Origin of the sequence: Streptomyces sp. NPDC001549 (genome assembly GCF_042894025.1) — a bacterium.
In the GTDB taxonomy this organism is placed as follows: Bacteria; Actinomycetota; Actinomycetes; order Streptomycetales; family Streptomycetaceae; genus Streptomyces; species Streptomyces kutzneri.
Map to the genome: position 1 here is coordinate 119,645 of NZ_JBIAVJ010000009.1, position 22,546 is coordinate 142,190.

Annotated in this window: 25 protein-coding genes and 1 pseudogene; 16 read left to right on the forward strand and 10 right to left on the reverse strand. The window is 72.6% G+C overall.

Features of this window, described 5'->3' with window-relative positions; genetic code table 11:
• The first annotated feature begins 205 nt into the window (after nt 1-205).
• From ACFY04_RS17530 to ACFY04_RS17560, 7 genes are all read left to right on the forward strand, one after another.
• Nucleotides 206-1,081, forward strand: coding sequence for a SigB/SigF/SigG family RNA polymerase sigma factor (locus tag ACFY04_RS17530; protein ID WP_389117584.1), 876 nt, complete (start codon nt 206-208; stop codon nt 1,079-1,081).
• A gap of 9 nt (nt 1,082-1,090) precedes the next feature.
• The gene (locus ACFY04_RS17535) at nt 1,091-1,567 is read left to right on the forward strand and encodes a lipid asymmetry maintenance protein MlaB (RefSeq protein ID WP_389117586.1); all 477 of its coding nucleotides are present in this window, start codon (nt 1,091-1,093) and stop codon (nt 1,565-1,567) included.
• Entirely contained in the window at nt 1,564-2,532 is a 969-nt protein-coding gene (locus ACFY04_RS17540) for an anti-sigma factor RsbA family regulatory protein (protein ID WP_389117589.1), read from the forward strand. Before ACFY04_RS17535 ends, ACFY04_RS17540 begins: the two co-directional genes overlap by 4 nt.
• 115 nt (nt 2,533-2,647) lie before the next feature.
• Nucleotides 2,648-3,112: an ATP-binding protein gene (locus ACFY04_RS17545; protein WP_389117591.1), complete on the forward strand. Its 465-nt coding sequence runs from the start codon at nt 2,648-2,650 to the stop codon at nt 3,110-3,112.
• A gap of 120 nt (nt 3,113-3,232) precedes the next feature.
• Entirely contained in the window at nt 3,233-3,355 is a 123-nt protein-coding gene (locus ACFY04_RS17550; RefSeq protein WP_382593124.1) for a hypothetical protein, read from the forward strand.
• Between the two features lie 289 nt (nt 3,356-3,644).
• On the forward strand, nt 3,645-4,094 hold the full coding sequence (locus ACFY04_RS17555; RefSeq protein ID WP_389117593.1) for an SRPBCC family protein: 450 nt from the start codon (nt 3,645-3,647) through the stop codon (nt 4,092-4,094).
• Between the two features lie 5 nt (nt 4,095-4,099).
• A complete protein-coding gene (locus tag ACFY04_RS17560) occupies nt 4,100-4,924 on the forward strand; it encodes a DUF1206 domain-containing protein (RefSeq protein WP_389117595.1) in 825 nt (274 codons plus the stop codon).
• Nucleotides 4,925-4,963: 39 nt separating this feature from the next.
• On the opposite strand, the gene ACFY04_RS17565 is transcribed toward ACFY04_RS17560, so the two are convergent.
• Entirely contained in the window at nt 4,964-5,398 is a 435-nt protein-coding gene (locus ACFY04_RS17565) for a VanZ family protein (RefSeq protein ID WP_389117597.1), read from the reverse strand.
• Between the two features lie 340 nt (nt 5,399-5,738).
• On the opposite strand from ACFY04_RS17565, the gene ACFY04_RS17570 reads away from it, so the two are divergent.
• Entirely contained in the window at nt 5,739-6,224 is a 486-nt protein-coding gene (locus tag ACFY04_RS17570) for a DUF6328 family protein (RefSeq protein ID WP_389117599.1), read from the forward strand.
• 13 nt (nt 6,225-6,237) lie between these two features.
• Here the strand turns inward: ACFY04_RS17570 and ACFY04_RS17575 are convergent, their stop codons facing one another.
• The 4 genes from ACFY04_RS17575 to ACFY04_RS17590 all read right to left on the reverse strand — a co-directional run bounded on the left by ACFY04_RS17575 (nt 6,238) and on the right by ACFY04_RS17590 (nt 8,583).
• Nucleotides 6,238-7,362 (reverse strand): glutamate--cysteine ligase, encoded by a 1,125-nt coding sequence (locus tag ACFY04_RS17575; RefSeq protein ID WP_389117601.1) that lies wholly within the window; start codon nt 7,360-7,362, stop codon nt 6,238-6,240.
• A 217-nt stretch (nt 7,363-7,579) separates the two neighbouring features.
• On the reverse strand, nt 7,580-7,753 hold the full coding sequence (locus tag ACFY04_RS17580) for a CsbD family protein (protein WP_389117604.1): 174 nt from the start codon (nt 7,751-7,753) through the stop codon (nt 7,580-7,582).
• Between the two features lie 122 nt (nt 7,754-7,875).
• Complete coding sequence (locus tag ACFY04_RS17585) at nt 7,876-8,031, reverse strand: DUF6131 family protein (RefSeq protein ID WP_266601219.1); 156 nt, start codon at nt 8,029-8,031, stop codon at nt 7,876-7,878.
• Nucleotides 8,032-8,181: 150 nt separating this feature from the next.
• Nucleotides 8,182-8,583, reverse strand: a complete 402-nt coding sequence (locus ACFY04_RS17590) for a PRC-barrel domain-containing protein (RefSeq protein ID WP_389117607.1) — start codon at nt 8,581-8,583, stop codon at nt 8,182-8,184.
• Nucleotides 8,584-8,858: 275 nt separating this feature from the next.
• Between ACFY04_RS17590 and ACFY04_RS17595 the strand changes: the two genes are divergently transcribed.
• The 6 genes from ACFY04_RS17595 (at nt 8,859) to ACFY04_RS17620 (ending at nt 13,099) form a co-directional block, all read left to right on the forward strand.
• Nucleotides 8,859-9,596, forward strand: coding sequence for a VOC family protein (locus tag ACFY04_RS17595; protein WP_389117795.1), 738 nt, complete (start codon nt 8,859-8,861; stop codon nt 9,594-9,596).
• Nucleotides 9,597-9,761: 165 nt separating this feature from the next.
• Nucleotides 9,762-10,586, forward strand: a complete 825-nt coding sequence (locus ACFY04_RS17600) for a ribonuclease BN (protein WP_389117610.1) — start codon at nt 9,762-9,764, stop codon at nt 10,584-10,586.
• 384 nt (nt 10,587-10,970) lie between these two features.
• Complete coding sequence (locus ACFY04_RS17605) at nt 10,971-11,456, forward strand: DUF2975 domain-containing protein (RefSeq protein ID WP_389117613.1); 486 nt, start codon at nt 10,971-10,973, stop codon at nt 11,454-11,456.
• Nucleotides 11,456-11,677 (forward strand): helix-turn-helix domain-containing protein, encoded by a 222-nt coding sequence (locus ACFY04_RS17610; protein ID WP_389117615.1) that lies wholly within the window; start codon nt 11,456-11,458, stop codon nt 11,675-11,677. Before ACFY04_RS17605 ends, ACFY04_RS17610 begins: the two co-directional genes overlap by 1 nt.
• Nucleotides 11,678-12,142: 465 nt before the next feature.
• Nucleotides 12,143-12,679, forward strand: a complete 537-nt coding sequence (locus ACFY04_RS17615) for a hypothetical protein (RefSeq protein ID WP_389117617.1) — start codon at nt 12,143-12,145, stop codon at nt 12,677-12,679.
• 150 nt (nt 12,680-12,829) lie between these two features.
• Nucleotides 12,830-13,099 (forward strand): DUF1905 domain-containing protein, encoded by a 270-nt coding sequence (locus ACFY04_RS17620; RefSeq protein WP_389117619.1) that lies wholly within the window; start codon nt 12,830-12,832, stop codon nt 13,097-13,099.
• Between the two features lie 100 nt (nt 13,100-13,199).
• Here ACFY04_RS17620 and ACFY04_RS17625 read toward each other — a convergent pair.
• From ACFY04_RS17625 to ACFY04_RS17635, 3 genes and pseudogenes are all read right to left on the reverse strand, one after another.
• Nucleotides 13,200-13,667, reverse strand: a pseudogene (locus ACFY04_RS17625) (DoxX family protein); the annotation flags it as partial.
• A gap of 114 nt (nt 13,668-13,781) precedes the next feature.
• Nucleotides 13,782-14,180 carry a contact-dependent growth inhibition system immunity protein gene (locus tag ACFY04_RS17630; protein ID WP_389117621.1) on the reverse strand — a complete coding sequence of 133 codons (399 nt, stop codon included), beginning with the start codon at nt 14,178-14,180 and terminating at the stop codon, nt 13,782-13,784.
• A 137-nt stretch (nt 14,181-14,317) separates the two neighbouring features.
• Nucleotides 14,318-14,848 (reverse strand): hypothetical protein, encoded by a 531-nt coding sequence (locus ACFY04_RS17635; RefSeq protein ID WP_389117623.1) that lies wholly within the window; start codon nt 14,846-14,848, stop codon nt 14,318-14,320.
• A gap of 233 nt (nt 14,849-15,081) precedes the next feature.
• Between ACFY04_RS17635 and ACFY04_RS17640 the strand changes: the two genes are divergently transcribed.
• Complete coding sequence (locus ACFY04_RS17640; protein WP_389117624.1) at nt 15,082-15,630, forward strand: DUF4262 domain-containing protein; 549 nt, start codon at nt 15,082-15,084, stop codon at nt 15,628-15,630.
• 50 nt (nt 15,631-15,680) lie between these two features.
• Here ACFY04_RS17640 and ACFY04_RS17645 read toward each other — a convergent pair whose 3' ends face one another.
• Nucleotides 15,681-19,049 (reverse strand): BTAD domain-containing putative transcriptional regulator, encoded by a 3,369-nt coding sequence (locus tag ACFY04_RS17645; protein ID WP_389117627.1) that lies wholly within the window; start codon nt 19,047-19,049, stop codon nt 15,681-15,683.
• Nucleotides 19,050-19,268: 219 nt separating this feature from the next.
• Between ACFY04_RS17645 and ACFY04_RS17650 the strand changes: the two genes are divergently transcribed.
• Nucleotides 19,269-20,282, forward strand: coding sequence for an NADP-dependent oxidoreductase (locus tag ACFY04_RS17650; RefSeq protein ID WP_389117629.1), 1,014 nt, complete (start codon nt 19,269-19,271; stop codon nt 20,280-20,282).
• 34 nt (nt 20,283-20,316) lie between these two features.
• On the opposite strand, the gene ACFY04_RS17655 is transcribed toward ACFY04_RS17650, so the two are convergent.
• Entirely contained in the window at nt 20,317-22,494 is a 2,178-nt protein-coding gene (locus ACFY04_RS17655; RefSeq protein WP_389117631.1) for a SpoIIE family protein phosphatase, read from the reverse strand.
• Nucleotides 22,495-22,546: the final 52 nt, after the last annotated feature.

Consider the following 22,546-nt stretch of genomic DNA (forward strand, 5'->3'; position numbering starts at 1 on the left):
TGCCAAGGCCCGCGGCACGCGCACCCGCAGGCCGGCGCCACCTCATCGGCGGTGGCCGCGGACAAAAGTTTTCGCGAGGGGCGAGTAGGGCGGTGAAGTCCGGGCACAAGCGCCCGAGCAGCCGTCAGTCAATCGGGAGGGAACGGCCACCATGTCTCGCTCGGCCACCACCGTCGCAGGCCCCATTCGTGCAACAGACGCGCATATGACGCCCGCTGTGCCCGGCGCCGTGGGAGACCCGCGGCTTGACGTGGAACTGCCCGAGGTGAAGAACGCCCGGGAGATGGCGCCTGCCGACGCGCGCGAGCTTTCAAGGCTCTTCTTCCTGAGGCTCGGTGTCCTGGAAGAGGGCACGCGTGAGTACCAGTACGCCCGCAACACCCTGATCGAGATGAACCTCTCGCTGGTCCAGTTCGCCGCGCGGCGCTTCCGCTCCCGCGTGCTGGGCGGGGGTCTGGACATGGACGACATCATCCAGGTGGGAACCATCGGTCTCATCAAGGCCATCGACCGCTACGAGCCGGAACGCGAGGTCGAGTTCTCCACCCTCGCCCTCCCCTACATCACCGGTGAGATCAAGCGCTACTTCCGTGACACCACCTGGGCGGTGCACGTTCCGCGCCGTCTGCAGGAACGGCGTACGGAGCTCGCCAGGGCCCAGGAGGCCCTGACCGAGGTACTGGGCCGGTCCCCCACGGTCAAGGAGGTCGCCCAGCACCTCGAACTGACCGAGGAACAGGTCGTCGAAGGGCTGGTCGCCGCGAACGGCTATACGAGCGGCTCCCTGGACACCTGCGCCGAGGGCGACGAGCCGTCGACGACGACGAGCCGGACGACTCGTCCGCTGGCGGACCGGCTCGGCGAGGTCGACCCCGCCATGGAACTCTTCGAGGAGTTCCACACCCTCGCACCCCTGCTGGAGCAGTTGGACGAACGCGACCGGCGGATCCTGCGGCTGCGCTTCGGCGAGGACAGGACGCAGGCGGAGATCGGCGCGGAACTGGGCATCTCACAGATGCAGGTCTCGCGCCTGCTCTCCCGGACCCTGGCCCAGCTGCGCGCCGGAATGCTCTCGGTGTAGGCAGCGGGCATGCCCTCACCCCACCGGCACGACGGACCGGTCCCTCCCGTACGGCCCATCCGGCCCGCCCCGCCCGTCCCTCCTGTCCCGCCCGTCGGCGCGCAGGCGCTCTACGACGACGGGACGTGGGCGGACGCGGTCGTGCGGTACGCGCACGCGGGGACGGGTACGGCGGCGGCGACGCTGACCGCCCGGCCGTTGCGCGACCGCCCCGGTGCCCTGCTGAGCGGCAGCTGCGACCTCGACACCCGGCCGATCCTGCGCGCGGCGCTCGGCGTCGTCACCCGGATCCCCGGCCCGGTCGTCCATCTCGACCTGTCCGCCGTGGCCTTCCTCGACACGGCCGCCGTGGCCGCCCTGGTGCAGGCCAACGCCACCGTCACCGGCCAGGGGCGCCGCCTGCTGCTCCACCACCCGCCCTACTCGCTCCGCAAGCTCGTGGAGATGTTCCCGGACGAATGTGCCGCGCTGGAGGTCGCAGCATGATCAATTCTCCTGCGTCCGGCGCCTCCGGGGCCTTCGTCCACCCCGCCCTCTTCTACCGGGGGCAGACGGACTACCTGGCAGCCGTGGGCGGGTTCGTACGGGCCGCCCTCGCGGCCGACGAGCCGGTGCTGGTGGCCGTGCCCGGCCCGCGGCTGGACGCTCTGCGCGAGGAGCTCGGCGTCACCACGACCGGGGTCACCTGGACGGACATGACGCACCTGGGCCGCAATCCCGGCCGCATCCTGGCCGCCCTGCAGGATTTCGCCGGCCGGCACGCGGGCCGGCCGGCCCGGATCGTGGGCGAGCCGATCTGGCCCGGCCGCTCGCGGGCCGAGGCGCTGGAGGCCACCCGTCACGAGGCCCTCATCAACACCGCCTTCGCGGGGCGGCAGGCCACCATCCTGTGCCCGTACGACGTCCTCGGCCTGCCGGCCGCCGTGGTGTCCGATGCCCGGCGTACGCATCCCACGCTGCTGGAGGACGGCAAGGCCCTGCTGAGCCCGGACCACGCGGACGCCTCGTCGGTCTGCGCCGACTGCGACGCCCCCCTGCCCGAACCCGAGGGCGGTGCGCCCTGGCTCGCCTACACCCACGGGCAGCTGAGCGAGGTACGCGCGTACGCCGAGGCCTTCGCCCGAGGCACGGCCCTGAGCGCGGCGCGGCGCGGCGACCTCGTCCTGGCGGTCGGTGAGGCCGCCGCCAATTCCCTCGCCCACGGGGGCGGGAGCGGCGCGATCCGGCTGTGGAGCACGACCGGGTCCGGTGCAGGTGCGGGTGCCGGGCTCGTGGCCGAGATCCGCGACGGAGGTCACCTCGCCGACCCGTTGGCGGGGCGCCGCCGTCCCGCCCTGGCATCGGCCGAAGGAGGCCGGGGCCTGTGGATGATCCACCAGCTGTGTGACCTGGTGGAGATCCGTGCCTCGGACTGCGGTTTCAATCTGAGGCTGCACATGACAGCCTTCTGAGCGACCGGCGGTCCCCTTAGACTGTCAGTCGCGTGCTCGGGTGGCCTCGGCCCCACGGGGCCTGTTCGTTCCCGCGAACAGAGACCAATGTCAATGGTGGGGGTGAGAGACCACAGTGGAAACGATCGGGCCGGAAACCGGCGATCGAAGGCCTGCCGGGCTTCCCGTCGCGGGGCAGCGCCGCCGGCTCGGCCTGGCCGGCGTACGCGGACCCGTGGCCAAGGGCCGCGACTTCGCACGCCAGGCCCTGCTCGACTGGGGCTGGAGCGGGACCGAGACGTCGGAAGACGCGCTGCTCCTCGTGTCCGAGCTGCTGACCAACGCGGCCCTGCATGCCGGTGGTTGCATCGAGCTCGCGCTCTCGGCCGGCGACGTCCTGCGGATGGAGGTCTTCGACGGCACCACGACGCCTCCGCGCCGCCACCCGTCCCCGCAGCGTGGCCTCCCGGGCGGCCACGGCCTCTACATCGTGGAGCGTGTCTCCGATCGCTGGGGCACGCACACCCACGAGAACGGCAAGGCCGTCTGGGCCGAGATCGAGGCGTCGCGGCTGACCTCGGGCAGGTCCACAGGTCTGTGACCCGGCCGGGCGGGCGCTCGCGTCCCCGCGCCGCCCCGCCCCGCGCCCACGTCCCCGTCCCCGTGTCCCCGTGTCCCCGTACCGGAGCTTCGTTCCGCGTGACGGGGGCAGGCGCGCGGTATGACATCCCACGCGCTCGACTCCCTGGCCCTGACCCCGGCGCCCGGCCCCGCCTGGCTCCATCTGGCCGTCATCGCGTTCGCTCTCCTCGTCCTGCTCCGCAGCCTGGCCCGGCACCGGTAGCGGAAGCTCCCCGCACGGTGGACGTCACCCACGGCTGAAGGTGCGGACACGGTACGAGTTCTTTCCGCGCTTCTGTTTGAGCCCTCGATTCAGGGCCAGACGCGTAAGTGTCGGCGGGTTGCCGTTTCGAGCGGGGCGGCGACCCGCCGAGATCCGCGGCCGCACGCCGGTGTCCCGTCCCCCCGGGCACCGCGTGCGGCCGCTGTCCTGCAGGGTCCTGACGGCGGTGACCGGCTTCGCGCGATTGCGGGGCGGGGCCGCTGCCGACGACGACACGGAAGGGGTACGCATGTCGCACGTAGAGGAGTACGTCGAGGTCAACGTTCCGGCGCGGACGGCCTACAACCAGTGGACGCAGTTCGAGGAGTTCCCCGTCTTCATGGAGGGGGTCGAGCGCATCGAACAGCGCACGGACACGCTCACCCACTGGGTGACGAACGTGAACGGCGTCCGGCGTGAGTTCGACGCGCAGATCACCGAGCAGTACCCGGACCGCCGCGTCGCGTGGATGACGGTGGACGGGGAGACGCGCCAGGCCGGGCTGGTGACCTTCCAGCCGATCGACGCGACCACCACCAAGGTCGTCCTGCACATGAACTGGGTGCCCGACGGGCTGGCCGAGAGCGCAGCCGACAAGCTCGGCTTCGTCAGGCGCCAGGTCGCCGGCGATCTGAAGCGGTTCAAGCTGTTCATCGAGTCCCGCGGAGCCGGGACGGGCGCCTGGCGGGGCGAGGTCTGACCGCGATGGGCAGCGGCCGCGCGGGCAGGGGCGTCCGGGCCGAGTCCCGCGGTGGCGGGGGCCGGGAGGTCACGGCGCGCTGCGGGCTGCTGGCCCGCGGGGTGCTGTACGGACTGGTCGGGATGCTGGCCCTGCGCATGGCCTTCGGTGATGCCGGGGGCAAGGAGGCCGACCGCCAGGGCGCCCTCCAGGAGCTCATGGGAAAGCCCTTCGGCAGCGTGCTCGTCTGGGCCGTGGGCATCGGGCTCGTCGGCATGATGCTGTGGCGCCTGTCGGAGGCGGCGTTCGGCGCGACCGGGCCCGACGGCGGCAAGCCGGTGAAGCGGCTGGCCTCGGCGGGCCGGACCGTCTTCTACGCCGCGGTCTCCTTCTCCGTCCTGTCGTTCGCGGCGGGCGGAGGCGGGCACTCCGGAGACCAGCAGTCCCGCGACATGACGGCGCGGGCACTGGAGCTGCCCGCCGGCCGGTGGCTGGTGGGTGCGGCCGGGCTCGGGATCGCCGTCGCCGGCGCGGTCATCGCGGTGCAGGCGGCGCGGCGCAGCTTCCGCGAGCATCTCGCCATGGGCGGGGTCTCGGCGCGGTGGCGCGCGGCCGTCGGTTTTCTCGGGGTGACCGGCGGCCTGGCCCGGGGCGCCCTGTTCGCGGCGGTCGGCGGCTTCGTCGTGTACGCCGCTGTGCGCTACGACCCGGCGCAGGCGAAGGGCGTCGACGACACCCTGAGGTCGTTCACCCGGACGCCGGCGGGGCCGTGGCTGCTGGTCGCGGTCGCCCTCGGACTGATGCTCTTCGGGGCGTTCTCCTGGGCGATGGCCCGGTGGCGCGAGGTCTGATCCCGGGCGGGCGGGGGCCGCCGTACGACCCGTCCGGGCTCAGCGGTGCCACCAGTGCCTGCGGCGCGGGTGCACGGCCCGGCCCAGCCGCAGGCCGATGAACACGTACCCGATGAGGGCTCCGGCCGTGTTGAGGATGACGTCGTCGATGTCGAAGACGCGTCCGGTGATCAGGGCTCCCTGCGTGAGCTCCACCAGGGTCATCAGGGCGACCGTCACCACGGCGACCCGTACCAGCCCCCGGGCCGGGGGCAGCAGGACCGGCAGGAGCACCCCGAACGGCAACCCCAGCAGCAGGTTCCCGCCCAGCTGGCGCACCGCCTCGATCGTCGGGGTCCCGTCCAGATAGGCGCTGATCGAATGACCGGGTCGGACATTGCTGTGCACGAGGGCCTCCGACGCGGCGGACGGTTCCAGCGTCAGCCGGGCCAGGACCGCACCGAACAGGACGGTCCCGACGAAGGCGATCGCCATGGCCAGCGCCCGGACGGCCGGGTGTGCCGGACGGCGTTGCCGCGGGTCGGCCCCCGTGGCCCCTTTCGCGGATCTTTCGCTGTCCTCGGACCCCTCGGATTCCTCCGGCACCTCACCACGCCGCCGTGCCTGCCTCCATGTCATGCGGGCGCGTCTACCCTGTGGACGGCTGTGTACGCGTGCTCCGCTGACGGTCCGCCACGGCAGCCCGGTCGCCGGGTCGCCCGGTCGCCGGGTCGCCGGGTCGCCGGGTCGCCGGGTCGCCGGGTCGCCGGGTCGCCCGAACGTGGGACTGCCCGCGCGCATGCGCAACGGCCCCGGCAAAACACAGGGAGGCTTCATGGCGCAGGATGCCCGGGACGGGCGGAGCGAGAGCGTGGAGGAGCGCGCGGACCGGCAGTGGCAGGAGCTGATCCAGGAGATCCGCGTCGCGCAGACGGGCGTGCAGATCCTCTTCGGCTTCCTGCTGACCGTCGCCTTCACCCCGCACTTCCAGGGACTGCCCCAGACCGACAAGGTGATCTACATCATTACCGTGGTGCTGGGCGCACTGGCGACGGGGGCGCTGATCGGGCCCGTCTCCTTCCACCGCATCGTCTCGGGCCGCCGGATCAAACCCGAGGCGGTCGCGTGGGCCTCGCGACTGACCTTCACCGGACTGATCCTGCTCCTGGCCACCTGCACGTGCGCCCTCCTCCTCGTGCTCCGGGTGGCCACGCACAACGCGATCGTGCCGTGGCTGGTCGCGGGAGTCCTGGCCTGGTACCTCCTGTGCTGGTTCGTCCTCCCCCTCTGGGCACGCGTCCGCTACACCGCGGCGAGCTGAACGGCGAACGGCCTCAGAAGACGGGTGTGGCCGTCGTCGTGTCCGCGCAGCCCAGGACCACGGCGGCAAGATCACCTCGCTCGCTCAACAACGCGCGTTGGACGCGGGCGCCGTTGCCGCGTTTCAGGAGAGTGGCGAGCTCCGCACTCACCCGTTCCTGGTCGCCGTGATCGACGAGCGCCTGGCGGACGTGCTCGTGGAGGGCCCGTACGGCGGTGGCGGGAGCGGTCTCCCGCATCGTCAGGGGATGCAGCAGAGGTCCGTCCAGCCCCGACCGCCCGGCCCGCCAGCCGGCCAGTCGCAGCAGGCCCGTATCGACCCGGGCCGGCGGCTCCCCGGCCCGCCACGCCCGGGCGGCCGTTTCGACCAGCGCGCGGACGAGGGCGGCCAGGAGCACCGTGGTCCCCGCCTCCAGGCACACGTCGGCGACCCGGATCTCCACCGTGGGGTAGACGGCCGACAGGCGGGCGTCGAAGTAGATCATTCTTTCGTCGTGCAGCACGCCGGTGTCCACCATCGCGCGGACCTCGTCGTGGTAGCGGTCGGCGGACCCGAAGACGTCCACGGGTCCGGCCGAGGGCAACCGGTTCCACACCCGGCTCCGGTAGCTTCCGTACCCGCTGTCCGTGCCCTGCCAGAAGGGAGAGTTCGCGCTCATCGCGATCAGTACGGCGAGCCAGGGGCGGATCCGGTCCAGGACGGCCACGCCCTCCTCGTCCGACTCGACCGAGACGTGGACGTGGCATCCGCAGGTCAGCTGCTCCTGCGCGGTCAGGCCGAACTGCTCGGCGATCCATTCGTACCGCTGCCCGGCGCTGCGTGAGGGCCGCACGGGCAGGGGCGACGTGCCGAGGGCCGCCACGAGGGCTCCGGCGGACGCCGCGTGCCGAGCCGCCTCCGTGCGCCACCGGACGATCTCCTCCTGGAGCTCGCCCATCTCCGTCACCGGCTTGGTGCCGAACTCCACCTGCTCCCTCTGGAGCTCCTTCTCGAAGACGTGCTCCTTCGCTCCCCCGCCCATGGAGCACGCCCCCGTGCAGTGGTCCGCCGCCGCCAGGACCGGGCCCGACAGGGCCAGCGGCTCACCGGTGGCAGCGTCCACCAGCAACAGCTCTTCTTCCACTCCCACGCTTCGCATTCCGCCGCCGCCCATCGCTCCCGGGTTCAGATCGATACAGGTGGCCGCGTTCGAGGTGAGCGCCCCGATGCCGCACGCACCCGCGGAAACCTTGCCGTCTCACGTTCACACGTATCGCGGTTCCATGCATCCGCCGTCGCGGACGGCACCGCCGTGCACATGCCGAGGTCCCGCACCCGACCACGGGCGCGGGACCTCGGCGGGACGCTGGTGCGCGTCAGCGCTTGAAGACGTCCTTCATCTTCTCCTTGGCCTGACGGGCGTCTCCCTTGGCCTTTTCGGCCCGGCCCTCCGCGGTCAGGCTTTCATTGCCCACTGCGCGTCCTGCCGTCTCCTTGAGCTTTCCCTTGGCCTGCTCGGCCTTGGCGCGGCTCTTCTCCTTGTCCGACACAGCTGATCACTCCCTGGGTATTCGGAACGGAAATGGTGACTGGGTACGTCTTTCATCCGACCGGAGTTTCGAGGGCCGAAGTCCGAGCCCCGGCGTCCCTCGTACGGCGTAGTGCCGGCCGGCTAGTAGTAGTGGCGCCGACCGCCGACCGCGTGCCCGACCGAGCCCAGGATCCACAGCACCGCGCCGACCACGAGCAGGATGATCCCGATGGTCCACAGGATGGAGATCCCGGTGAGAAATCCGACGAGCAGTAGAATAAGCCCGACCACAATCATGATTTCCTCATTCCTGCTTCGGAATTCGACGGAACAGTTGGATCCGCCGGGGCGTCTCACAGGGCGTCTACCCTGGAAATCCGCTTTTATCGATTCCATGCCCGCTGATTTTCGGCGGCGGGAAATCCCTCCACGCCGCCGCCGCGGCCCTCATGCACGGTGGCTGCCGGCCGGGCCTTCGCCGGGCAGCCCTCCGTTGCCGGGCAGCCCTCCCGTGCCGTAGTAGGTACCGAGTTCCTCCCGGTAGCCGGGGTCCTGGAGGTGCTTCTCCCGGTGGAACTCGGGGGCGTTCTTGATCCGGTCCTTCGTGACGTTCACGTGGACCGTCTCCTCCTGCAGGTCTATCCGGGACACGGTGCTCGCCGGGAGGAGGATCTCCTTGCCGAAGATCCACACGCCGGTGTCGACGACCAGGTAGGCGTCACCCACGTCGTAGGAGTGCTTGTCGACCTTCCCGATATGGCCGTCGGTCGCCTCGACCTTGTACCCGGTGAGGTCGGCCCAGGTCAGGTGACCCGATGTCGGCCGGTAGCTCCACACATGCTCAGTCACGCGAAACAACTCCTCCCGACAGGGGTGACCCGTCGTGTTCCGTATGTGTTGACGCGGCTGCCCGCCCGGCCGCCGGCCAAACACCGGAGCGGGCCGCGCGAGGCCTGCCGCGGGCCGGAGAGGGACATCGCCCGGTTCGAACCGCGCCTCGCGGCCCAGCGCCGCCGCCCGGTCTACGGTGGAAGGGTTCCGTCCCCCGTCAACGGCAGATGAGGCTGGCAGCTGTGTCGACTTCGAGCCACGAGATCTTCGGTGCCCCGTGCTGGGTCAGCCTGCTGGCCCGGGATCTCGAATCCACACAGCGGTTCTACGCCGGCGTGCTCGGCTGGGACTTCCGCCCCACCCACCTCGGCGGCGGCATCATGGTCGCCTTCCGCGACGGGGCCCCCGTGGCGGGCATCGGCGTACTCGCCGGGAATGCCGGCGCACCAGTGCTGTGGACGCCGTACTTCGCCGTCGAGGACGCCGACGTGACCGCCGCACGGATCCTCGAACGCGGCGCCACCATGGCGGTCGGCCCCGTGGCCTTCGGCACCGGCCGCATCGCCCTGGCGGCGGACCCCGCCGGGGCCGTGTTCGGCTTCTGGCAGGGCGAGGTCGTCCCCGACTGGTCGGTCGGCCGTGGAAGTGCACCCGCCTGGCTGGAACTGCGGACGCGGGACGCGTTCGCGGCCGCCATCTTCTACGGGGAGGTCCTCGAGTGGGCCGGCTCGCGTCCCGGCTGCTGCGCGGTCTCCTATGAGCACGCCCACGTCGTCCTGCGCCACGGGCGCGACACGGTGGCCCGCATCAGCGGCGGCGCGCTCGAAGCGGCACCGGACCCCGAGGTCCGTCCCCGATGGCACATCCACTTCCGCGTGCCCGACCTGGAGGCGGTGGTCGAGGCCGCGATCCGGCTGGGCGGCAGGACCGCGTCTCCCGTGCAGACGTCCAGCGCGAGCCGGTGGGTCGTTCTCGCCGATCCCGAGGGAGCGCTCTTCACCGTGGTGACCCCGCAGGACAGGCCGTCCTGACCCGGTCGGCCGGGGCGGAAGCCGTACGGATGGATTCCCCGACGCGAGAGTCCTATCGTGGGAGCGACACCTGGAGCGGCCATGCTCGTCACCTCACCCCCGGCCCATCGCTCCCGGTCACAGGACATCGGTCGCGAACGACTCGTCGGAGCGTGACCCGGCGAAATGATCGGGTCGGGTGGGTCTGGCCGGCTGTCGCCCGTCGGACGGATACGCAGCGCGATACGCCGTGCGCGGGCCGGGCGCCATTGGGGGCGTATCCGGGACGTAGACCTGTGGCAGCGCTCCCTGGGGTTCTCGGCGCTGGGGTTCCTGACGCTGGTACCGCTGCTGATCGTCGTATCCGCGGCGGACACCGCCACCGGGCAGGGGTTCGCGCAATGGCTGGGGGACGGGCTCGGCGTGTCGCCCGCCGCCAGGGCGGAAATCGACCGGCTCTTCGCCCTGCCCGGTCAGGCATGGCGGACCACGACGGCATTCGGCCTCGCCGTGCTCACGGTGTTCGGCCTGTCCTTCGCAACCATGCTGCAGAGCGGCTACGAAAAGATCTGGGACCTGCCCCCGGCCCGCTGGTGGGCCAGGTGGCGGCATGTGGTCTGGCTCGGCGTGCTGATCGGCGTCCTCTACTTGTCGGCCATCACACCGCCATGGCGTGAGTCTCCGGCGCGCGGGTTCGTCACGGTGGCGATCGGCACTCTCTTCTTCTGGTGGTCTCAGCGGCTGCTGCTCGGCGGCCGGGTGGCATGGACCGCTCTGCTTCCCGGGGCGGTCGCCACCATGATCGCGCTGCTCGGACTACGGATCTTCTCCCGACTCGTCTTCTCACCGCTGATCGCCTCCAGCGCCGTCACGTACGGCCCCTTCGGAACCGTCCTCGTCATCCAGACCTGGCTCGTCGGCATCGGCGTCGTCATCTTCGGCGGCGCACTCACCGGTCGCCTGCTCCACGACGAACTGCCGCGCCGGTCCGGGCCTTCTCAGCCCGGGTAGGTGATCGAGCCCAGCGGCGGGCAGGGGATGAGCGTGGTGCCCGCGCCGGGGCGTTCGACGAAAGCCCGGGCCTCGGCGGCCCGCCGGCGCCGGGAATCCAGCTCGTCGGCGTGCCAGGCGTCCCGCTCGGCACGGGGGTAGTCCCATGAGTCGTCGATGAGACTGAGGCTGGTGTCGCCGGAGCTGCCCTGGAACTCCGCTTAGGCATTGAGACTCCTCGGACCTCGGTGGCGGTGTGGGGCGTGCGGCGGTCCCCGTGGAGATGACGGGCGGACGGGGTCAGCGGTTCCTGCTCGTTCGACAGTCCGGCCCCTCCGTCCCACCCCTTGCTCCGCCTATCGAAATTCGATAGATTCCCATCGTCAATCGATGGAAGGAGGCGTCATGGGAAAGCTGGCCGTGCATGCGTTGCGCGCCGTGCTCGTGGTGGTGCTCGTCGGCACCGTGTTCGTACAGGCGTTGATGGTGTGGGCGTTGGCCACCGACCCGGAGGACGGGTCGCTCCCGCTGACCCCGCTGCGCGTGATCACGATCCTGGGCATGGTGTCGGCCCAGGTCGCCCTGGTCTGCGTGTGGCGGCTGGTGACGATGGTGCGACGCGGAACCGTTTTCTCCCACGCCGCCTTCCGGTACGTGGACGGCGTGATCGGCGCGATCGTGGCGGCCGCCCTCATGTGGTTCGGGGTCACGGCCCTCAATGCGCCGGGCCAGCGGGAGGATCCGGGCGTCACCGTCATCATGGGCGGGGTCGGCCTGGCCATCCTGGGGGTCGCGCTCATCGTGCTCGTGATGCGGATGCTGCTCACCCAGGCCGTCGCGCGCGACATCGAAGCAGCGCGAATGCAGGCCGAGTTGGACGAGGTGATCTGATGCCGATCGCCGTCGACATCGACATCATGCTGGCCAGGCGGAAGATGTCCGTGGGCGAGCTCGCCGACCGCGTAGGGATCACGCCCGCCAACCTGGCGGTACTCAAGAACGGCCGAGCCAAGGCGGTGCGCTTCGCTACGCTCGCCGCGCTCTGCGAGGTGCTCGAGTGCCAGCCGGGCGACCTGCTGCGCTGGGAGGCCGAGGACGCCGCCGTCGGATGACGAGCCCCCACACCCGCGTGACGGTCCGCCAGCCGCTCCGGAGCCAGCACGCATAAGGCAGTTGCCGGGGCGCGTCGGCGGCAGGACGCTCGGACTCTCATCCCGCCGCCGGACCGCACCCACGACACCGGCCACGCCCGCGGCGAGGGCCGGCGGCCATCGGATCAGCCTGTACGACTGCAACGGGTCTGCGGCGCAGCGTCGGCCTGCGGGCGCCAAGAGGCCGAACGTGCACGTGAGTTCGGGCGGAAGGCTCGGCGTCACCGGTGGCGCCTGCGCCACCGGCTCAGCGTTTCAGCCCTGTGCGGCGAGCGCGAGCAAGCGTCATACCCGAGTAGACGCAGCCCGCGCCCGCCTCCCGGGACCGCGCGGTGTCGGCGGCACGAGGGCCGCCCATCCGCTGTTAAGGTGTCATGCACCCATCAAATCGAGCCTCTCACATACTGACATTTCAACGGGGTTGACGTGAAGCTTCGCCATGTCCGCGCGGTAGCCGTCTTCGGTATCGCAATCTTCGCACTCACCGGAGCCCGTGGCTCCCACGGCGCCAGCTGCGGTGGCAGCAGCCACAGTTCCGGCTCGGGCTCCAGTGGGTCCAGCAGCTCCAGCGGCAGCACCACCGGTGGCAGCGACAGCACGAGTGGCAGCACCGGCAGCACCGGCAGCAGCTCTGGTTCCTCGGTCACCGGCGGATCCAGCAACAACAAGGCCGAGCGCGACATCAAGATCAACGAGTGCAAGCTGGACGCGTCGGGCAAGAACCTCGTCGCCAAGATCACCGTCACCAACAGCGGCTCGGTCGACTACACGTACAACATCACCATGCAGTTCCGCGGGGACGCCACCTCGGCGGCGACCCCCGCGCAGGCCAAGGTCGCCGCCCTCACGGTCAAGGCGGGCGCGTCGCAGCAGGCCGAGGCCACCACGGCGTACACCGGCAAGGGCGACGGCAGCGAGTACAAGAAGTGCACCGTCGACAGCGCGTCGAAGAGTGCCCTCTGAGCCGTTCCTGATCGAGCGGAGCCCCCTCTCCCGGCCCAGCGGAGCGGGGGCTCCGCCGTTTCCGGACAGAGGCGGCCCGGCGCCGCCGCTTGCGGCCCGGACCGTCACCACCCGATCCTGGCGGCACCCCCCGACCGAAGGCGTTCCGTCATGGAAGAGCAGTTCACGGCGACCCTGCAGAAAAGTCCGGGCAAGGGCGGCTGGACCTACCTGATCTGGCCCGAGTCGGCCGAGTTCTTCGGTACGAGGGGCCTGGTGAAGGTGCGCGGAACCATCGACGGCCACCCGTTCCGGAGCTCCTTCATGGCCCTCGGCGACGGCCGTCACAAGCTCCCGGTGGCAGCGGAGATCCGCAAGGCCATCGGTAAGGAGGAGGGCGACGTCGTCACCGTCCGGCTGCTGGAGCGGATCACGGACTGACCCGGGCGCGGCCCCGGGCCCGCCGGCCACCCGCGCGGGATCCGACGGCCGTCAGGGTCGGGCCGGAGTCGGTGCCCGCCCGGGCGGTGGCGGTGGCACCGCGCCGCCGGTGGAGCAGCGCGTCGAGGGACAGGGCCGGTGCGCCGGCGAGGATCAGGGGGGTCCAGGCCAGCAGGTAGATCAGGTCCGCGCCGAAGTAGTACGGGGTGGTCGACCAGCTCATGGTCAGCCACAGGCTGAGGGAGATCAGCGCACCGCCGAGAGCCGCCATCCGGGTCAGCAGCCCGGCCAGGGCGCCCAGTCCGACGGCCAGCTCGCCGAGGGCGATCGCGACGCCGAAGCCGACCGGGTCGGCCAGGGAGAGGTCGATCAGCGCGGGAACGCCCGCGGCGTCCCGCACCGCTTGCATCTGCTGGCCGATCGAGCCGTCGCCGGTGGCGGACAGGAACGCCGGATCGGTCAGCTTGTCCAGACCGGCGTAGACGAAGGTGACGCCGAGGAAGAGGCGCAGCGGCAGGAGTGCGTACTCGGAGGCTCTCGCACGGAGGCCGGCGGAAGGCTTGTTCATGACCCTCACACGAGGGCGCCCGCCATCCGGTTCGACCGTCGGAGCCCGCTCTTCACGGGCGCCGCACAAACTCCCTGGCCGGGGCGCGCGCCGGGCAGCCCTGAACCCGGTCCCTCAACCCCACAGCCCCGCCGGCCCGTAGGCCCTGAGCTCGGCCAGCTCCTCTTCGGGCAGACCCGCGACGACGGCCGCCAGCTCCTCCCGCAGGTCCGGGAAGGGCGCCCAGGCCGATTCGGGCCGGCCCAGGACGGCGAGCAGCAGGTCCCCCGGGTAGAAGTACGCGTCCAGCATGGGGTCTTCGAGGAGCAGGCGCACCGCGAGGGGCAACAGATAGGGGAGGCCTACGGCTTGGCCGATCAGTGTGCGCAGGTCGGCCGGGGTCAGGGCGCCGAGGCGCTTGCGGCGCAGGGCGTGGACCTTCGTGACCAGGGCGGTGGTGGGCGAGGGCGGCGGAGGCCACGGCGGTCCGTCGAGCTCGTCGAGGGTGCGGTCCAGGTGGAGAAGACGGGTCATGTGCCCATCCTCGCAAGGCGGGCGGACGGGGCCGGGCGGCGAACCGTATCCGTCCGCCCGGCCGTGACGGCCGGCTCCGGGGCCCGGACCGGACCGGTCCGATGCGGGCCCGGTCCGGTCTGGAACCGGTCTCCGGCTCAGTGGAACAGCATGGACGCGTCCCCGGCCGGGGTGGTGACCGATCCCGGGCACAGGAAGCTGCCCGAGGTCTTGGCGGCGGTGAAGGCCCGGTTGATGTATTTCCGGCTCGTCGCGTCGCGGTCCCACACGATGCCCGTCGCCTTGTAGCGGCAGGAGATGAAGCTCTGCCTGCCGGTGATGTCGATCAGATCGGTCCGCGCCGTGCCCGCGGCGTCGTCGAAGGTGAAGGCGGGGTTGTTGTTGAGCGTGGCGGCGATGCCGCCGCCGCAGGCCAGATTGCCGCCCGGCGTGTTGATCGTCGTGCGGTCGACGGTGAGGGCGTTCGGGGGAACGGCGCTGGTGCTCGCATTGGTCCAGCTACAGCTGTTGCCGGCGACCACCATCACGCCGTCGACCTTCTGGTCGACGGCCGAGGCGCCGGTGCTCTGCGCGAGGGCGGTGCCCGTGCCGGTGAATGCCGCCGCGACGACGAGCGTCGCGATACCGGCGAGGCGTGAGATACGGGTGCCGTGCGTGATGTGCCTCATGGTTCGCTCCTCCATGCCACGTACTGGTGGGGGTGGGCGAGGCGTGGGGCCTCACAGAGTGTGCGGAGTGCGTGCCGGGAGAGTCCCACAGCCGCCTTGAACTGTCAGGAGCATGTCAGTGCCATGCCGAGAAATGGCCGAAAATGCCGACCCACGACCCGGCGACCCGGCGACCCGGCGACCCGGCCGAGCCGAGCGCCCCGCGGGCCCCGCGGGCCCCGTAGTCTCACCGCATGCTCCGTGATCGTTTCTCATGCCGCTGCGTCCTCTGCCACGACTACGGCGACCGCGCCGAGGCGGACCAGGTGGAGGAGAGCATCATCGGCAACGTGCAACGGCACGGCTGGCACGTGGCCATGGTCCCGGAGGACGAGATCGGACCCGGGTTCGCCTACACGATCGGTCTCGCCCACACGCACGGCGCCCCTGAACTGTGCATGTTCGGACGTGATGTCCACGAGATGCACCGCATGCTCAACGTGCTCGGCGACCTGGCCGCCGCCGGCGCCTCGTTGGCGGACGGTCAGGAACACACCGGCGTGCTGGACGGCGGGCCGGTGCGGCTCAGGAGCGTCGACATGCGCTGGTGCCGGACCTTCTTCGGACGGGCCGTCGGGATCTACCGGCGGCCCCCGCTCCCCTTCCTGCAGGTCGCCTGGCCCGACGCGGGTGGGCGCTTCCACTGGGAGGAGCAGGCGGGCGAGGACCACCAGGAGTCGCAGCCGCGCCTGTGGCTGGCGCCCGACGACCACCCCGTGGGGGTCTGGACCGTCGAACTCTGAACGCTGAAACCTGATCGCATGCGCACATCGGACGAAGGGCGTCGGCGCGCTCACGGTCCGGCGTGCCCGATCAGGGCGGCGGCTTGCGCTTGCGGCGACCGGGTGCGGCCGTGCGCGAACGCGGCGCCGAAGGCGTCCTCGCCCAGTCGCGCCCGGAGGCGGGCCGTCGCCCGGTCCACGTCGTGCCGTTCCGCCGGCGGCAGCGGGGTGCCGAGGGACTCCCGCAGTGCGGCGGCAGTACCGAGGAGCGCCGCCGCCGCGGCGGCCCTCTCCCCCGAGCCGGCGGCCACGGACCCGGCGCCCGCCAGCCCCTCGAAGGCCAGGGCGAGGGCCCGCGGGTCACCCGACCGGCGGGCCGCCGCGAGGCCGTCCCGGTGCAGGGTCTCCGCGAGCGCGGCGTCACCGCGCAATTCGGCCACGTACCCCAGCTGCGCCAGGATCAGCGCGACGCCGATGTCCACCCCGAGCCTGCGGTTCCAGTCGAGCCACGGCCGCAGCCGGGCCTCGGCGGCGTCCAGGTCGCCGTCCCGGCGGGCCCCGAGGGCCAGGCCGATCTCCGCGAACTGCTGGGCCGGCCGGTGCGACTGCTCGTCGGCCAGCCTCCGGGCCTGCTCGTGGAGGTCCGCTGCCCGTGCGGTGTCACCCGACAGCAGGGCGATGCGGCCCTGTCGTGCCAGCCGGAAGGAGACCTGGGTGAAGAGCTCCAGTTCCCGCGCGCTCCGTACGCCTTCCTCGTGCAGCCGGGCGGCCTGCGCGTAGTCGCCGCTGATCTCGGCCAGGATGCCCAGCTGTTCCGAGGCCTGCAGCCGGCCCCACTGGTCGCCGAGTTCCGCGAACAGCCGCGCCCCGGCCTCGGCGTTGCGGCGCAGCTCCGCGAGATCGCCTCGGTACAGGGCCCGGGTGGCGAGGCCGCTGAGCGCGGCCGCCTCGCCCCAGCGGTCGCCGAGGCCCCGGAACACCGCCGGCAGCCCTTCGAGGACATCGTCGTCCGCGGCTCCGGAGGCGGCGACACCGTCATCGGCATCGCTTTCGGGCCCGCTCGCGAAACCGAGGCGGGCGAACTCCAGCAGCCACCTCCCCCGCGGGTCGGCGCCGTCGAAGTCGCCGCCGAGCAGACTGTCGTCCCCGGCGAACACGGCGAAGGCGGCCAGCCGGACCCGCGCACCGGCGACGTCCTGCCCGGTCTGACCGGCCTGCCCGGCCTGCCCGCCCGCGGCGGAGGCGCACGCCAGCGCGGACTCCAACGCCGTACGCGCTTCGCCGATCCGGCCGCGCAGGCACCAGTACCAGGACGACGCGTTGACCAGCCGCAGTGCGGCGCCGGCCGCTCCCGCCGCGACCGCCCGGTCCAGCGCGGCGCGCAGGTTGAGGCCCTCGGAGTCGAGACGGTGCAGCCATACGCGCTGTTCGTGGCCGTGCAGGCGGGCCGCGACCCGCTCGGCGAGGTCGGCGAAGTGCTCGGCGTGCCGCAGCCGTGCGGCCGCGGCCTCGCCCGCCTCGTCGAGCCGTTCCAGGCCGTACGCGGTCACCGATTCCAGCATCCGGTAGCGCGGCGCCCCCGCCTCGCCACCGCCGCCGTCGCCGCCACCGTAGGGTGCGACGACCAGCGAGCAGTCCACCAGTCGCGTGACCAGGTCCAGGACGTCCTCGGCGGCCGTGTCCCCCGCCGCGCACACCGCCTCCGCCGACTCCAGGGTGAACCCGCCCGAGCACACGGCCAGCCGGCGCAGCGCCGCCTGCTCGGGCGGGGCCAGCAGCTCCCAGCTCCAGTCGATCATCGCCCGCAGGGTCCGCTGCCGCGCGGGCGCGTCCCGTCGTACCTGGTTGAGCAGCCGGAACCGGTCGTGCAGCCGCTCGGCGAGGGCGTGCACGCCGAGCGCCCTGACCCGGGTGGCGGCAAGTTCCAGGGCGAGCGGGAGTCCGTCGAGGCGGCGGCACACCAGGGCCACGGCCTCGGCGTTGTGCGGGCCCAGACTGAACCCGGGTGTGCCGGCGGCGGCTCGGGCGGCGAAGAGCTCCATCGCCTCGGCCCCGTCGAGCGGGGCGACGGCCTCCAGTACCTCGCCGGAGAGGGCGAGCGGCTCCTGGCTGGTGGCGAGGACACGCAGCCCGGGGGCCTGCCGCAGGAGCTGCTCGGTCAGAGCGGCCACGGATTCGACCAGGTGCTCGCAGTTGTCGAGTACGAGGAGCAGCCGGCGCGTTCCGAGCGCCGCGGCCAGCCGGTCCCGGGCGGCGGACTCACCTCCCGGACCGGGGCCGGCGCCGCCGTCGGCGTCCTCCCGCACCCCGAGTGCGGCCGCGATCACCGCGGCCACACCGCCCCGCGCGCCCGCGAGTTCGACGACGTGGACGCCGTCGGGGCACGGGCCCGGCCCGGCGTCGGCGAGGCGGGCCGCGGCGGCGAGCGCGAGGCGGGTCTTGCCGACGCCCCCGGGCCCGGTGAGCGTCACCAGGCGGCCGGCCTCGACCGCCGCGCACACCCGGGCGACGGCTTCCTCCCGCCCGACGAGCGAACTGACCGGGGTGGGAAGGTTCGTGCCGGGCCGGAACCGCCGCGCCTCCACGACGACGGGCACCGGCGTGGGCTCCGGCACCGGCGTCGGCTCCGGCACCGGTCCCGGTTCCGGCGTCGGCTCCGGCGTCGGCTCCCGCTCCGGCGCCTGCCCGGCCGTCAGCTCCGGATCCTGCCGCAGGATCGCCTCGTACAGCGCGCCGAGTTCGGGGCCCGGGTCGATGCCCAGCTCGTCCGCGAACCGTGCCGTCAGATCCCGGTAGGCCGCGAGCGCCTCGTTCTGCCGCCCCGCCCCGTAGAGCGCCCGCATCTGGGCCGCGCGCAGCCGCTGCCGCAGCGGATGCTCCACGACCAGGGTGCCCAGTTCATCGGCCAGTACGGCGTGTTCGCCCAGCTCCAGCCGTGCCTCGGCGAGATCCTCCTGCGCGGTGATCCGCCGCTCCTCCAGCCGGACGGCCTCGGTCCGTACGAAGGCGGCGTCCGGGAAGTCGGCGTAGGCGGGCCCCCGCCACAGCCCCAGTGCCTCCGACAGCAGCGCGGCCCGCGCCCGGGCTCCGGCCTCCTTGCGGGCGAGCGCGGTCAGCTCGGCGAACCGGCCCGCGTCCACCGCTTCACCGGCCACCCGCAGCGCGTAGCCCGCCGGACCGAACCGGACCAGGGCCCGGCCGCCCTCCTCGGCCTGCGCCAGGACGCGCCGCAGCTGGGAGACCTTGGTCTGGAGGGTGTTCCCCGGGTTGCCCGGCAGGTCCTCGCCCCACAGCTCGTCGACCAGCCGGTCGACGGGCACGGGCCGCCCGTACCGCACGAGCAGGGCGCCCAGCAGCGCCCGGACTTTCGCCTCGGGCACGGGGACGGGGGTCCCCGCGTCGGTTCGCACGGTCAGTGGTCCCAGCACCTCGAAACGCATGCCGCAACGTTACTTCTTCCTCGTCAACAGGCCGTGGGCAGACCGCCGGTGGCTCCGCACTCCGCGCGCGCGGCCCCGTGCGCGGCCCCGTGCGCGGCCCCGTGCGCGGCCCCGTGCGTCGTCCGTGCGCCGTCCGTGCGGGACGCGTGCGCGGCCCCTTGCACGGTGTTCCTGTGACCGCGACCGAGCGGTCCTCATCCGCACCGGAAGGAACACGCCATGACCGTCTCCCGTGAGATCCGCCTCGCCTCCCGCCCCACCGGTACCCCGAAGCCCGGAAACTTCCAGCTCGTCGCCGCCCAGCTCCCGGAGCCCGGTGACGGCCAGATCCTGGTGCGCAACACCTGGATGTCGGTGGACCCGTACATGCGGGGCCGGATGGACGACGCCCCCTCCTACATCCCGCCGTTCGCCCTCGGCGCCGCCCTCGAAGGCAGCGCGGTCGGCGAGGTGGTCGCCTCCCGCTCCGCCTCCGTGCCGGTCGGGGCGACCGTCTCGCACTTCCTCGGCTGGCGGGAGTACGCGGTCCTGGACGCCGGCGCCGCCACCGTCGTCGACACCTCGATCGCCCCGCCGACCGCCTACCTCGGCGCGCTGGGCACCACGGGCCTGACCGCGTACGCCGCGCTGACCCGGACCGCGCCGGTCAAGGAGGGCGATGTCGTCCTCGTCTCCGCAGCGGCCGGGGCGGTGGGCAGCATCGCCGGCCAGCTGGCACGGCAGCTGGGCGCGTCCCGGGTCATCGGTTCGGCCGGCGGCCCCCACAAGACCAGGAAGCTGCTGGACGTGTTCGGCTACGACGCGGCCGTCGACCACCGCCAGGGCGATCTCCCCGGCCAGCTCGCCGAGGCCGCCCCCGAGGGCATCGACGTCTACCTGGACGCCGTCGGCGGCGACCACCTCCAGGCGGCCATCGGCGCGATCCGTCCCGGTGGGCGGATCGCCATGGTGGGTGCGATCAGCGGGTACAACGCCACGCGGCCGGAGCCGGGTCCCGACAACCTCTTCCGGGCCGCGGCCCACGAGGTGACCCTGCGGGGGATGCTGGTCTCCAGCCACTTCGACCTGTTCCCCGAGTGGATCGGCAAGGCGGCCGGCTGGCTGGCCGACGGGACGCTGCGTACGGAGGAGACCGTCGCCGACGGGATCGAGCGGGCGGCCGACGCCTTCCTCGGCGTGCTGAGCGGCGCCAACACCGGCAAGATGCTGGTCCGTCTGGGCGCGGACGGATGAGCGCCGCCGCCCCAGGAGACGGTCCGGAGGCGGTTCAGGGGCGGTGCGGAACCGCGGAGGGGACCGCACCCTCGGTGCGCAGCAGCAGGAGGGCGATGTCGTCGGGGCGGGGGCCGTCGCGGTGGGCGTGCTCGATGAGTTCGTCCGCCAGGTCACCGAGCGGGTGGTGCTCGGGGGCGTCGCCGATCAGGTCCGCGATCGCGCCGATGCCGTCCTCGATGTCCCGGCCGGGGGCTTCGACGAGCCCGTCGGTGTAGAGGGCGAGGAGGGTGCCGGGGCTGAAGGGGATCTCGACGGCCGTGTACGAGGCCCCGGGCTCGATGCCCAGGAGGAGTCCGGCCGGCAGGTTCAGCATCTCGGTCGTCCCGCCGGGGTGGCGCAGCAGGGGCGGCGGGTGGCCGGCGGAGGCAAGGCGGACCGTGTGGCCGGCGAGGTCGATATGGGCGTACAGGCAGCTGGTGAACAGCCCGGGTTCGAGGTCGGTCAGGAGCCGGTTGGTGCGGGCGAGGACCTCTTCCGGGGGTGCACCGGCGCCCGCGTGGACGGCGGTGCGGACCTGGCCCATGAGGGCGGCGGCGTTCACGTTGTGGCCTTGGACGTCGCCGATGGCGGCCGCGACGGTGGTGTCGTCGATGCGGATGAGGTCGTAGAAGTCGCCACCGATGTCGAGGCCGTACGCGGCCGGGAGGTAGCGGGCGGCCACGTCGAGGCGGGGGACGCGGGGCAGGGTGTGGGGCAGGAGGCCGGTCTGCAGGCTGCGGGCGAGCTGGTAGGTGGCGTCGTAGAGGCGGGCGCGGTCCAGGGCCTGTGCGATGAGCCCGGCGATCGAGGTCAGGACGGCACGCTCGCCGGGGGCGAAGACGCGGGGGCGTGCGTAGGCGAGGACGAGGGAGCCGATGGGGCGGTTGGAGGCGATCAGGGGCAGGAACGCCCAGGCGGCCATGCCGTCCTCGACCACCGCGTCGGGGTGGGCGGCCAGGAGCTCGCTCACGTCGCCGAAGAAGAGGGGGGCGGAGGTGTGCAGGATGTGGGTGATGGCGGTGTCGGCCGAGACGGGCGTGCCGTCGAGCTCGGCCAGGTGTTCGGCGGAGTATCCGCGGTGGCCGACGATCCGCACCCGCCCGTCCTGCTCGGCCAGCAGGGCCATGGCATGGGCGCCCAGCGAGGGAACGATCTGGTCCGCGGCCTTCTCCACGACGTCCTGCGCGTGGGCGGCCTCGGTGAGGGTGACGGCCAGCAGCATGAGCGGGTAGAGCGCGGTGGCCCGGCTGGGTGCGGACTGCTCGGGGTCCGCCGGCGGGAGGGGGGCCGGCGAGCCGGCCCGGTCGCCGACCGCGGTGATGCGGACGCTGATGCCGGTGTTGTCCGGGTAGAGGTCGAAGCAGAGCTGCTGTCCGGTGGGGCGTTCGGCGGTGAAGCTCCGGGGCAGCCGGCTCATCGCGGTGGCCCGGTAGTGGTTCTCGATGGCGGGGGTGTCCATCCAGGGAAGGGCTTCCCAGGGCAGGGCTCCGAGCAGGCCGGAGACGGGCGCGCCGAGCAGGTCGGCCGCCTCCTGGGTGATGAAGGTGATGGTGCCGTTCAGGTCGAGTGCGCAGTTGCCGCCGGGGAGGCGCCGGACGAAGGCCATGGTGGCCGCCGCCTCGGCCGGGCCCGGTGTGGGTGAGGGGAGCGGTCGCAGGATGATCGGATGCGGTGGCGGCCGCAGCGGCAGGCCGTCGCCGGCGGCTCGCAGCAGGATGCGCGTCAGCAGGCTGCGGGCCGATTCCAGGGCCTTGCGTTCCCGCTCGTCGAGGTCGGGCCCGTGCAGGCCCGGCCACAGGAGCACCAGGCCGGCCCCGGTGGGCTCGGGGGCCCGGTCGGCGGCTTCCCCGGTCAGGGGGGCGGCGGCGAGGGCGAAGTCGTACGGGAGGACGAGGCCGAGGCGGGGATAGCGGCGGGCCGTGTCCTCCTGGCCGCCGAGCCAGACGAGCCGGTCCTCACGGACCGCGTCGGCCACCGGAATGGGGTCGTCCAGGGCGACCCGCGACCAGGGTGCCGCGAACTCGCGGGAGAGCCCGGAGGCGAGCATCAGGTGCAGTACGCGCCGGGTGGGGTCGGGGTCGGGCAGGTAGAGCATGCCGATGGACGCTCCCGCGTCGGCGCAGGCCCCGACCAGTGCCTCTCTCAGCGCACGCCGGTCGGCCTGCTGATCACGCCCCGGAACGTTTCGCACCTGACCATGGTCTCTCCATATCCCCCCTCCCGTCGGTACCCGCCGGTCCCGG